At 56.1% G+C, this 11,674-nt stretch carries 10 protein-coding genes; 2 read left to right on the top strand and 8 right to left on the bottom strand.

The annotated features are described in order from the left end of the window. Positions 1-52: 52 nt before the first annotated feature. The 8 genes from rseP to rpsB all read right to left on the bottom strand — a co-directional run bounded on the left by rseP (position 53) and on the right by rpsB (position 7,536). Complete coding sequence (rseP, locus tag ACIQYF_RS09905; RefSeq protein WP_402860249.1) at positions 53-1,405, bottom strand: sigma E protease regulator RseP; 1,353 nt, start codon at positions 1,403-1,405, stop codon at positions 53-55. A 44-nt stretch (positions 1,406-1,449) separates the two neighbouring features. Continuing rightward, a complete protein-coding gene (gene ispC, locus ACIQYF_RS09900) occupies positions 1,450-2,637 on the bottom strand; it encodes a 1-deoxy-D-xylulose-5-phosphate reductoisomerase (protein WP_402860246.1) in 1,188 nt (395 codons plus the stop codon). Beyond that, a complete protein-coding gene (locus ACIQYF_RS09895; protein ID WP_402860243.1) occupies positions 2,634-3,440 on the bottom strand; it encodes a phosphatidate cytidylyltransferase in 807 nt (268 codons plus the stop codon). Before ACIQYF_RS09895 ends, ispC begins: the two co-directional genes overlap by 4 nt. Next, entirely contained in the window at positions 3,440-4,195 is a 756-nt protein-coding gene (gene uppS, locus ACIQYF_RS09890; protein WP_402860240.1) for a polyprenyl diphosphate synthase, read from the bottom strand. Before uppS ends, ACIQYF_RS09895 begins: the two co-directional genes overlap by 1 nt. Positions 4,196-4,210: 15 nt before the next feature. Next, positions 4,211-4,768, bottom strand: coding sequence for a ribosome recycling factor (frr, locus tag ACIQYF_RS09885; RefSeq protein ID WP_402860237.1), 558 nt, complete (start codon positions 4,766-4,768; stop codon positions 4,211-4,213). Continuing rightward, positions 4,765-5,508 (bottom strand): UMP kinase, encoded by a 744-nt coding sequence (pyrH, locus tag ACIQYF_RS09880; RefSeq protein ID WP_003440426.1) that lies wholly within the window; start codon positions 5,506-5,508, stop codon positions 4,765-4,767. The genes frr and pyrH overlap by 4 nt, the downstream gene beginning before the upstream one ends. Positions 5,509-5,716: 208 nt before the next feature. Continuing rightward, complete coding sequence (gene tsf, locus ACIQYF_RS09875) at positions 5,717-6,586, bottom strand: translation elongation factor Ts (RefSeq protein ID WP_402860234.1); 870 nt, start codon at positions 6,584-6,586, stop codon at positions 5,717-5,719. Between the two features lie 206 nt (positions 6,587-6,792). After that, positions 6,793-7,536, bottom strand: coding sequence for a 30S ribosomal protein S2 (gene rpsB / locus ACIQYF_RS09870; protein WP_055102581.1), 744 nt, complete (start codon positions 7,534-7,536; stop codon positions 6,793-6,795). 579 nt (positions 7,537-8,115) lie between these two features. On the opposite strand from rpsB, the gene map reads away from it, so the two are divergent. Both map and ACIQYF_RS09860 read left to right on the top strand, forming a co-directional pair. Beyond that, positions 8,116-8,898 (top strand): type I methionyl aminopeptidase, encoded by a 783-nt coding sequence (gene map, locus ACIQYF_RS09865; protein WP_019411595.1) that lies wholly within the window; start codon positions 8,116-8,118, stop codon positions 8,896-8,898. 58 nt (positions 8,899-8,956) lie between these two features. Beyond that, the gene (locus ACIQYF_RS09860) at positions 8,957-11,659 is read left to right on the top strand and encodes a [protein-PII] uridylyltransferase (protein WP_402860230.1); all 2,703 of its coding nucleotides are present in this window, start codon (positions 8,957-8,959) and stop codon (positions 11,657-11,659) included. The last annotated feature ends 15 nt before the right edge of the window (positions 11,660-11,674 follow it).

Below are 11,674 nucleotides of genomic sequence, written 5' to 3'. Positions count from 1 at the left end.
GGCAATAAACAAACTGCCGCAAAATGCGGCAGATTCGCAATTCAGCGAAGTGTTACAGACGTCCCAGATCGTTGACCAGGGCAAGCAACATCACCCCAACCACCAAACTGATACCGATCTGCATCCCCCAACCCTGTACCCGTTCCGACAAGGGGCGACCACGCGCCCACTCAATCAGATAAAACAACAAGTGCCCACCATCCAGTACAGGAATGGGCAACAAGTTCAGAACCCCCAGGCTAATACTTAGATAGGCCAGGAAATTCAAGAAATCAGCAACGCCCGACTGGGCAGAAGCGCCCGCCACTTTAGCAATGGTTATCGGTCCACTCAAGTTTTTTACCGAGAGCTCGCCGAACAACATTTTCTTGAGCGAATCGAGCGTCAATACGCTCATGGTCCACGTGCGCTTGGCCCCCTCCCCGATCGCAGCAAGCGGGCCGTAGCTGACCTCGCGAACCATCTCAGGTGGCCAATCGACACCCTTGACCCCTGCCCCCAGATAACCGGTTGCAGCTTCTCCCTCACCGCGCGCCGCAAGAATGACAGGCATATCAACCGCCACGCCATCACGCTCAACTTTTAATACAACACGTGCAGCGGGTCGCACACGAACCCAATCGACCACCTGCTGCCAATCGTTGATCGGCTGACCGTTCATGGCCAGAAGCTTGTCACCGGTCTTGAGGCCAGCGGCGTGAGCCGGGCCATCAGGGTCCAGCTCAGCCAGAATCGCTGGCAACTCAGGGCGCCACGGGCGAATACCCAAGGACTTGATCGGATCAGGCTCGTTAGCCCCTCTGAGCCAGTCATGCAGCGCCAACTGGTGCGACGTTTCAACATCAGCCCCAGGCCCGCGCACCAGCACTTGAATAGAACCGCTTTCGCCCAGGCGACGAACCAGCTGCAGGTTGACGTTCGACCAACCTACAGTCGGCTCGCCATCAATAGAGACGATTTCCTGGCCAGGCACCAAACCGGCCTGCGCAGCCAGGCTGCCGCTTTCGACAGCACCAATCACCGGCCGCACCTGCTGGCTGCCCATCATGGCCAACACCCAGAAAAACACGATTGCCAACAGGAAATTAGCAATGGGTCCGGCAGCCACAATGGCAATGCGCTGCCCGACACTTTTACGATTGAACGCTTGATTGAGCTGCTCGGCCGGAACATCGCCTTCGCGCTCGTCGAGCATTTTTACATAGCCACCCAGCGGAATCGCAGCGACGACAAACTCGGTACCCTGGCGATCATGCCAGCGCAGCAACGGCGTACCGAAGCCCACAGAAAAGCGCAGAACCTTGACGCCGCAACGGCGCGCCACCCAAAAGTGACCGAATTCATGAAATGTAACCAGCACCCCCAATGCCACCAGGGTGCCAACAATCATATAGAGCGCACTCATCTACTTTCTCCGCGATTCTGTCCGACTCCGACTTTTATCACCTGTCAGCCGTTACGGCTCAACCACTGTTCCGCCCGCAGTCGCGCTTTGGCATCCACCACAAATACCGCATCCAGCTCGTTTAGAGCAATCACCGGCTCACGAGTCAAGACGTCTTCAATAATATGAGCGATTTGCGGATAACGGATTCGCCCATCAAGGAACGCCCCTACCGCCACCTCATTCGCTGCATTGAGCATCGCCGGCGCGCTATTGCCCGCCACTGCTGCTTCACGCGCCAGGCGCAAGCAAGGGAAGCGCTGCTCATCCGGACGCTGAAAATCCAGGCGTGCAACAGCAAACAGATCCAGCGGCGCAACACCCGAATCAATCCGCTCAGGCCACGCCAGTGCATTCGCAATCGGCGTGCGCATGTCTGGATTGCCAAGCTGAGCCAATACCGAACCGTCAACGTAGTCAACCAGCGAATGGATCACGCTTTGCGGATGGATCACCACCTCAACCTGGCTCGGCTTGGCATCGAACAACCAGCACGCTTCAATCAGCTCCAGCCCTTTATTCATCATGCTGGCCGAATCGACCGAAATCTTGCGCCCCATCGACCAATTGGGATGGGCACACGCCTGATCCGGCGTTACATGCTGCAAATCAGTCAGCGGGGTTTCACGAAAAGGCCCGCCTGACGCCGTCAGCAATATCCGGCGCACACCGACCGCGCCCAAGCCTCGGGCATAGTCTTGCGGCAAACACTGAAAAATGGCGTTGTGCTCACTGTCGATAGGCAGCAACACCGAACCACTGCGACGCACCGCCTGCATAAACAGGTCGCCCGTCATGACCAGCGCTTCTTTATTGGCCAGCAGGATTTTCTTGCCCGCGTTCACGGCCGCCAACGTCGGACGCAAACCCGCAGCCCCCACGATTGCCGCCATCACAGCGTCAACCTCAGGCGCCGAAGCAATGTGGCACAAGCCCTCTTCACCCACCAGCACTTCGGTACTGAGGCCCGCCGAAAGCAAACCCGCCTGCAGTTGGCTGGCCGCACGCTCATCCGGCACAACAGCAATTTTCGGCACGTGCTTGATGCACAAAGCCAGCAACTCGGCGAGGCGACTGTAACCACTCAAACCGAAAACCTGATAGCGATCAGGATGACGCGCAATAACATCCAGAGTGCTCAGGCCAATCGAGCCTGTAGCCCCCAAAACCGTAATCTGTTGTGGATGACTCATGACGCCGCAATCCAGAGCAGTACAGCAAACACAGGGATCGCCGCGGTCAAACTGTCGATACGATCCAAAACGCCGCCATGCCCTGGCAACAGGTTACTGCTGTCTTTAATACCGGCTTGACGCTTGAACATGCTTTCCGTGAGGTCGCCCACCACTGAAATCAACACAATTATCGCAGCACCAAACAGCGCCGCCAGCATCTCGCCAGCGCTCCAGCCGCGTGTAAACCCTACGGCAGCGGTGATCACCAAACTCAGAAGCAGACCACCAAAAACCCCTTCCCAGCTTTTGCCTGGACTGACTTTAGGTGCAAGTTTGCGCTTGCCGAATTTTCGTCCCGAGAAGTAAGCACCAATATCAGCCCCCCACACCAGAACCATAACGGCCATAATCAGCCAATTCCCCAATGGCATGGCCTTGATCAGCACCAGGCCTTGCCAGGCAGGCAGCAAAATCAACAGACCGATAACGAGCTTGGTCGAGGTAGCCGACCAGCGCTCAGCCGATTGCGGGAAGGTCAGCACCAACCAGCTCGCTGCACCCCACCACACTATTGCAGCCCCCAGCACCCACGGCGCCAGGTCGGGAAAGACGTACAACCCAAACAGCAGCAAAGCCACTACTACGGCAAAGACAACCCGCGCGACCTGAGCCTCGAAGCCCGCCAGACGCGCCCACTCCCAGGCTCCAAGAGTCACAACCAGGCCAATAAACAGCGCAAACCCAGCTCCTTCAAGCAGGAAAAAGCCGCACAAGGCGATGGGTAGCAATATAAGTGCAGTAATGATGCGTTGCTTAAGCATTAAATCCGGGCTCCAGCCTCAACCTGCTCGCTCGTTTTACCGAAACGACGCTGGCGAGAAGCGAAATCAGCCAATGCATTACGCATGGCTTCGTGTTTGAAGTCCGGCCAGAACAGGTCGGAAAAGTACAACTCAGAGTAGGCCAACTGCCACAGCAAGAAGTTGCTGATGCGATGCTCACCACCTGTGCGGATACACAGATCAGGCAAGGGCAGATCGCCCGTAACCAGACAGGTTTGCAACAGGCCTGGCGTGATGTCTTCAGGCTGCAAGTGCCCCGCCTGCACGTCACGCGCCAGCCGTTGCGCAGCCTGCGCGATGTCCCACTGACCGCCGTAGTTAGCGGCGATCTGCAGGACAAAGCGATCAGAACCTGCCGTCATCTGCTCAGCGTCACGCATCGCCGCCTGCAAGTCGGGATGAAAACGCGAGCGATCACCGATGATCCGCAAGCTGATGTTGTTTTCATTGAGGCGTTTGGTCTCACGACGCAACGCCCGGAAGAACAAGTCCATCAGGGCGCTGACTTCAGCCGCAGGGCGTTGCCAGTTTTCACTGGAGAACGCGAACAAAGTAAGCACCTCGACCTTGGCCTTGGCACACACTTCAATCACTGCACGAACAGCATCCACTCCCGCTTTATGCCCGGCAACACCCGGCATAAAGCGTTTCTTCGCCCAGCGATTATTGCCATCCATGATGATCGCGACATGTCGCGGCACCGATGAAGGCTCTGTCTGCTTGGTCTTTTCCATAAAACGCCCAGACCCTTATACGGCCATCAGGTCCGCTTCTTTCTGCTTGGTAGCCGTATCAATATCTGCCTCGGCCTTATCGGTCAGCTTCTGAATGTCGGCCGCAGCACGACGCTCTTCGTCTTCACTGATCGCTTTGTCTTTAACCAGCTTTTTCAGCTCGCTCAAGGCATCACGACGAATGTTGCGCACAGCAACACGTGCGTCTTCAGCTGCACTGCGCGCCTGCTTGGTGAAGCCTTTACGGGTTTCTTCAGTCAGGGCAGGCATGGAGATCAACAACAATTCGCCCAGGTTGGTCGGATTGAGGTTCAAGCCAGCGCTCTGGATAGCCTTGTCGACAGCAGCCAGCATGTTGCGCTCAAAGGCCACGACCTGCAGGGTGCGCGAGTCTTTAACGGTGACGTTGGCAACACTGCTCAACGGGGTGTCAGCGCCGTAGTAAGGCACCATCACGCTGCCCAGAATGCTTGGGTGCGCCTTGCCGGTACGGATCTGGCCAAATGCATGGGCCAGCGATTCCAGCGATTTCTGCATGCGCTCTTGAGCGTCTTTTTTGATTTCGTTGATCATTGTTGACCTTCCTCGATCAGAGTCCCTTCAGCGCCGCCATGGACAATGTTAAGCAGGGCGCCGGGTTTGTTCATATTAAATACGCGCAATGGCATTTTGTGGTCACGGCACAGACAGATAGCCGTCAGGTCCATAACACCCAGCTTGCGATCCAGGACTTCATCGTAAGTCAGATGATCGAACTTCTCGGCATGCGGGTCTTTAAATGGATCTGCGGTATACACGCCGTCAACCTTGGTCGCTTTAAGCACCACATCAGCGTCGATTTCAATGGCACGCAAGCAAGCAGCCGAGTCAGTGGTGAAGAACGGATTACCGGTACCCGCTGCAAAAATCACCACATCCTTGGCATTCAAGTGACGCATGGCTTTGCGACGATCGTAATGATCGGTCACGCCAACCATGGAGATAGCCGACATTACAATGGCAGAGATATTGGCACGTTCCAGCGCGTCGCGCATGGCCAAGGCGTTCATCACAGTTGCCAGCATGCCCATGTGGTCGCCAGTGACACGATCCATGCCTGCCGCACTCAGCGCAGCGCCACGGAACAGGTTGCCACCACCAATCACCAAACCTACCTGAACGCCGATGCCGACCAACTGGCCCACTTCCAGCGCCATGCGGTCGAGCACTTTGGGATCGATCCCGAACTCTTCAGAGCCCATCAGGGCTTCGCCGCTTAGCTTGAGTAGAATGCGTTTATAGCGAGCTTGATAACCACTGCCCTGCTGAGCCATTGCGAATCTCTCCTGCCGCGTTTTTTAAAAAAATCTGTGCGAGGCCATTTTCAGCCCGCGCTTACTCTAGCGTGGCACTGCACAGCAGCACCATCGGAACACGACTTCATCAATCGGTTCCGCAAGAGAAGGTAAAACCCTCTCCCATTTGAAAAGAGGCTGCGCGCGTAAGCGGGCAGCCTCTTCGGGGCGACAGTTTAAAACTGTCTTATTGCTTGGCTGCAGCCAGCTGAGCAGCAACTTCTTCAGCGAAGTTGTCGACTGGCTTCTCGATGCCTTCGCCTACCTTGTAGTAAGTGAAAGAAACGATTTCAGCACCGGCTTTCTTAGCCAGCTCGCCAACTTTGATTTCCGGGTTCTTAACGAACGCTTGCTCAACCAGGCTGGCCTCAGCCAGGAACTTGCTGATACGACCGGCAACCATTTTTTCAACGATTTCTGCTGGCTTGCCTTTGATCTTGTCTTCGTTGAGGCTCAGGAACACAGCTTTTTCGCGTTCGATGGCTTCAGCGGAAACTTCGCTTGGCAGCAGGAATTCTGGGTTGCTGGCTGCTACGTGCATAGCGATGTCTTTAGCCAGTTCAGCGTTGCCGCCTTTCAGAGCAACCACAACACCGATTTTGTTGCCGTGCAGGTAAGCGTCTACAACGTCACCTTCAACGCGCGTCAGGCGACGGATGTTGACGTTTTCGCCTACTTTACCAACCAGTGCTTCACGAGCTGGCTCTTGTGCTGCGATCAGCGGAGCTGCGTCGGTCAGCTTATCGGCGAATGCTTTTTCGATGCTGGCAGCAACGAAGTTTTTGAAGTCGTCTTGCAGAGCCAGGAAGTCGGTTTGCGAGTTAACTTCAAGGATAACGGCAGACTTGTTATCGCCAGCAACTTTAACCGCGATAGCACCTTCAGCAGCAACGTTGCCTGCTTTCTTGGCAGCCTTGATGGCGCCCGAAGCACGCATGTCATCAATGGCTTTTTCGATGTCGCCGCCAGCCTTGGTCAAGGCTTTCTTGCAATCCATCATGCCTTCGCCGGTACGCTCACGCAGTTCTTTAACCAACGCTGCAGTAATCTCTGCCATTTCAAAATTCCTCTTGGATAGGTTTTCAACCATTCCACCCGACCGAACGGGCGTTCAAATTCGTATGAAGCCTGCCTCGAGGCTCCCTGCCAGCCGCAATCTGATACAGCAACGGCGGGAACATGTCCAACAAATGGATTTCGAGGTGGCAAAAAGGGGGCCAAGCCCCCTTTTTGCGCACTGAGTAAACGCTAGGCGTTAGTTACTCAGCCTTCAACTACCGCTGCAGCTGGAGCTTCTTCGACGAAAACGTCGGTGCCGCCAGCAACGTGGTTACGACCACGGATAACAGCATCAGCCATCGCGCCCATGTACAGCTGGATAGCGCGGATTGCGTCATCGTTACCTGGGATGATGTAGTCAACGCCTTCTGGGCTGCTGTTGGTATCGACAACGCCGATAACCGGGATACCCAACTTGTTAGCTTCGGTGATCGCGATACGCTCGTGGTCAACGTCGATAACAAACAGAGCGTCTGGCAGACCGCCCATGTCCTTGATACCACCCAGGCTACGATCCAGCTTTTCCAGATCGCGAGTGCGCATCAGCGCCTCTTTCTTGGTCAGCTTAGCGAAAGTGCCGTCTTCTGCTTGAATTTCAAGGTCACGCAGACGCTTGATGGAAGCACGGATGGTTTTGAAGTTGGTGAGCATGCCGCCCAACCAGCGGTGATCCACGTACGGCGAACCGCAACGTGCTGCTTCTTCAGCAACGATCTTGCCAGCGGAACGCTTGGTGCCGACGAACAGAATCTTGTTTTTGCCCTGGGCCAGACGCTCTACGAAAGTCAGAGCTTCGTTGAACATTGGCAGGGTTTTTTCAAGGTTGATGATGTGGATCTTGTTACGCGCGCCAAAGATGTATTTACCCATCTTTGGGTTCCAGTAACGGGTTTGGTGACCGAAGTGCACACCGGCCTTCAGCATATCGCGCATGTTGACTTGGGACATGGTAGTTCCTTAATAAGTCGGGTTAGGCCTCCACGTATCCCAACGACCAACCAGCAGCTTCAAGCTGAAGGCACCCAGGTCATCGTGTCGATACGTGTGTGGGTTTGTGCTCTGCGGGCTATACCCGCAAAGCGGCGCATTTTATATCACAAGACGCGTAAAAAACGAAGCGTGAATTCAGACTTTATTGCCAACCCCTTGCCGTGCAAGGGGTTGCGCGATGCTCGAGCATTCAAATCCCTCTAGGCGCGCGTGCCCAACACGGCTACTGCGCCACCGAAATATTCCAGACACCCGCGCGACCTCCCAAAAGGCCGGTCAGATCAAGATCAAAAGCCTACAGATCAAATGCAGGTCAAAACCATAGCGCATCAAGACTCATTCGGCCCGCCTCCCTTTTGCACGAGGCTTGGAATAGCGCCAGAATGCCCCACTCTATTAATAGAAGCGATGGCGCAAGGCTCATGTTTAAAGCCGACCGTCTGTTAGAATCGCGTTTTTATGGCGGTGTGTAGCCGTAATGTCTCGTCACACACCCGCAACCCTGATGATGAGCGCTAACGCGCGAAGAGAGCTCGTATGACCGTCACCCTCAAAACCCCCGAGGACATCGCAAAGATGCGTATCGCCGGCAAGCTGGCCGCCGATGTGCTGGAAATGATCGCCGAATACGTAAAACCTGGCGTTACGACTGAAGAGCTGGATCGCATTTGCCATGACTATATTGTCAATGTGCAACAGGCCATTCCTGCGCCGCTCAATTACAAAGGTTTCCCCAAGTCGATCTGCACCTCGATCAATCATGTGGTTTGTCACGGTATTCCCGGTGACAAGGCGCTCAAAGACGGCGACACGCTGAACATCGACGTAACGGTTATCAAAGATGGCTATCACGGCGACACCAGCCGTATGTTTCACGTCGGCAAAGTGCCGGTCTGGGCTGAGCGCCTGTCGCAAGTGACTCAAGAATGCATGTACAAGGCCATCGAAATCGTAAAACCAGGCTGCCGCCTGGGCGATATCGGTGAAGTGATCCAGAAGCACGCCGAAAAGAACGGTTTCTCGGTGGTTCGCGAATTCTGCGGTCACGGCATTGGCAAGGTGTTCCACGAAGAACCGCAAATCCTGCACTACGGCCGCGCAGGCACCGGCATGGAGCTCAAAGCTGGCATGACCTTCACCATCGAGCCCATGATCAACCAGGGCAAAGCCGACACCAAGGTGCTGGGCGATGGCTGGACGGCAATCACCAAGGACCGCAAGCTGTCTGCCCAGTGGGAGCACACCCTGCTGGTCACTGACACCGGCTACGAGATTTTCACCCTGCGCAGTGATGACACCATCCCGCGCGTTTCGGCCTGATAGTTGCTTAATGCCGGCCACTGAATCGAAACAACCCCCACGATAGGAAAGCCAATCGATGCCGCAGGTGGATCCCGAACTTTTTGACCGCGGCCAGTTCCAGGCCGAATTGGCATTAAAGGCAAGCCCGATTGCCGCTTTCAAAAAGGCGATCCGCCAGGCACGTGAAGTGCTTGACGAACGTTTTCGCAAAGGCCGCGATATTCGCCGCCTGATCGAAGACCGAGCCTGGTTCGTCGATAACATCCTGCAGCAGGCGTGGGAGCAGTTCAGCTGGAGCGATCAGGCCGATATCGCCTTGGTCGCCGTGGGCGGTTATGGCCGTGGCGAGCTGCATCCCTACTCCGACATCGACTTGCTGATCCTGCTCGATAACGCTGATCACGAGATTTTTCGCGACTCTATCGAGCGGCTTCTGACACTGCTTTGGGACATCGGCCTCGAAGTGGGCCAGAGCGTACGCTCCGTCGACGAATGCGCCGAGCAAGCCCGCGCCGACCTGACCGTCATCACCAACCTGATGGAAAGCCGCACCATTGCAGGGCCTGAACGCTTGCGTCAGCGCATGCTGGAGGTCACCAGCACCGAACACATGTGGCCCAGCAAAGACTTTTTTCTGGCCAAGCATGCCGAGCAAAAAGCCCGGCACCACAAGTACAACGACACGGAATACAACCTGGAGCCCAACGTCAAAGGCTCGCCCGGCGGCCTGCGCGACATCCAGACCATCTTGTGGGTAGCCCGCCGCCAATACGGCACCCTGAATTTGCGTGCCCTGGCAGGTGAAGGCTTTCTCGTCGAAAGCGAACACGCCCTGCTGGCCTCCTCCCAAGAGTTTTTGTGGAAGGTACGCTACGCCCTGCACATGCTCGCCGGGCGCGCCGAAGACCGTTTGCTGTTTGACCATCAGCGCAGCATCGCCGAACTCCTCGGATTTACCGGCGAAGATACCAAGCAGACCATCGAAAACTTCATGCAGCAGTACTACCGGGTGGTCATGAGCATTGCCCAGCTCAGCGACCTGATCATCCAGCACTTCGAAGAAGTGATTCTGGCCCCCGAAGACGAAGCGCCGCCGACACCCATCAACTCGCGCTTTCAACTGCATGACGGCTATATAGAAGCTACCAGCAACAACGTGTTCAAGCGCACGCCGTTTGCCATGCTCGAAATATTCCTGCTGATGGCCCAACAGCCAGAAATCAAAGGCGTTCGGGCTGACACCATCCGTTTGCTGCGCGAGCACCGTTACCTGATCGATGACGACTTTCGCAACGACATTCGCAATACCAGCCTGTTTATCGAACTGTTCAAGTGCAAAATCGGCATCCATCGCAACCTGCGCCGAATGAATCGCTACGGCATTCTCGGTCGCTACCTCCCGGAATTCGGCTTTATCGTCGGGCAAATGCAGCACGACCTGTTCCATATCTACACCGTTGACGCGCACACCCTGAACCTGATCAAGCACCTGCGCAAATTGCAGTACACCCAGGTTTCAGAGAAATTTCCGCTGGCAAGCAAACTAATGGACAAGCTGCCGAAACCGGAACTGATCTACCTGGCCGGGCTGTATCACGACATTGGCAAAGGGCGCCACGGTGACCACTCCGAGATTGGCGCGGTGGATGCCGAAGCCTTCTGCATTCGCCATCAACTGCCGGTCTGGGATACCCGTCTGATCGTGTGGCTGGTGCAAAACCATCTGGTGATGTCGACCACCGCCCAGCGCAAAGACCTGTCCGACCCGCAAGTGATTCACGACTTTGCTCAGATCGTGGTCGATGAGACCCATCTTAACTATCTATATGTCCTGACCGTGGCAGACATCAACGCCACCAACCCGACACTGTGGAATTCATGGCGCGCCAGCCTGTTGCGCCAGCTCTACACCGAGACCAAGCGTGCCTTGCGCCGCGGCCTGGAAAACCCGGTGGATCGCGAAGAGCAGATTCGCCAGACCCAAAGCGCCGCGCTGGACACCCTGGTACGCAATGGCAATGACCAGGACGACGTGGAGCAACTCTGGTCGCAATTGGGTGACGACTACTTCCTGCGCCACACCTCGGCCGATGTAGCCCTGCACACCGAAGCCATCCTGCAACAACCGACCGATGGCGGCCCGCTGGTGCTGATCAAGGAAACCACTCAGCGCGAGTTCGAGGGCGGCACGCAAATCTTCATCTATGCACCCGACCAGCACGACTTCTTCGCCGTGACTGTGGCCGCCATGGACCAGCTCAACCTCAACATCCATGACGCGCGCATCATCACCTCCAGCAGCCAGTTCACCCTCGACACCTACATCGTCCTCGACAACGACGGCGGCTCGATCGGCAACAACCCGGCACGCATCGAAAAAATCCGCAAAGGCCTGAGCGAAGCCCTGCGCAACCCGGACGACTACCCGAACATCATCCAGCGCCGGGTACCGCGCCAGCTCAAGCACTTTGCCTTCGCGCCGCAGGTAACGATTCATAACGACGCCCAGCGCCCGGTCACCGTACTGGAACTCAGCGCCCCCGACCGCCCGGGCCTGCTGGCCCGCATCGGGATGATATTCCTGGAGTTCGACCTGTCGTTGCAAAACGCCAAGATCGCCACCTTGGGCGAGCGCGTCGAAGACGTATTCTTTATCACCGACGAAAACAACCAACCCCTGTCTGACCCGCAACTGTGCATACGTTTGCAGGAAGCCATCGTCGAGCAACTAACGGTCAACAAAGACTCAACCCCAGAAACCTGGCGCCTGAGCATCTAGCCGCCGAGTGAGACC

Source organism: Pseudomonas sp. NPDC096917, from assembly GCF_044762555.1.
Lineage (GTDB): Bacteria > Pseudomonadota > Gammaproteobacteria > Pseudomonadales > Pseudomonadaceae > Aquipseudomonas.
Note: the sequence above shows the minus strand (reverse complement) of the source record. Positions and strands in the feature narration are given on the sequence as shown.

What these genes read in the sequence shown, in the direction of transcription:
- tsf (WP_402860234.1), bottom strand. Translation starts at nt 6,586, where the DNA reads ATGGCAGAGATTACTGCAGCGTTGGTTAAAGAACTGCGTGAGCGTACC.
- uppS (WP_402860240.1), bottom strand. Translation starts at nt 4,195, where the DNA reads ATGGAAAAGACCAAGCAGACAGAGCCTTCATCGGTGCCGCGACATGTC.
- ispC (WP_402860246.1), bottom strand. Translation starts at nt 2,637, where the DNA reads ATGAGTCATCCACAACAGATTACGGTTTTGGGGGCTACAGGCTCGATT.
- map (WP_019411595.1), top strand. Translation starts at nt 8,116, where the DNA reads ATGACCGTCACCCTCAAAACCCCCGAGGACATCGCAAAGATGCGTATC.
- rpsB (WP_055102581.1), bottom strand. Translation starts at nt 7,536, where the DNA reads ATGTCCCAAGTCAACATGCGCGATATGCTGAAGGCCGGTGTGCACTTC.
- pyrH (WP_003440426.1), bottom strand. Translation starts at nt 5,508, where the DNA reads ATGGCTCAGCAGGGCAGTGGTTATCAAGCTCGCTATAAACGCATTCTA.
- frr (WP_402860237.1), bottom strand. Translation starts at nt 4,768, where the DNA reads ATGATCAACGAAATCAAAAAAGACGCTCAAGAGCGCATGCAGAAATCG.
- ACIQYF_RS09860 (WP_402860230.1), top strand. Translation starts at nt 8,957, where the DNA reads ATGCCGCAGGTGGATCCCGAACTTTTTGACCGCGGCCAGTTCCAGGCC.
- rseP (WP_402860249.1), bottom strand. Translation starts at nt 1,405, where the DNA reads ATGAGTGCGCTCTATATGATTGTTGGCACCCTGGTGGCATTGGGGGTG.
- ACIQYF_RS09895 (WP_402860243.1), bottom strand. Translation starts at nt 3,440, where the DNA reads ATGCTTAAGCAACGCATCATTACTGCACTTATATTGCTACCCATCGCC.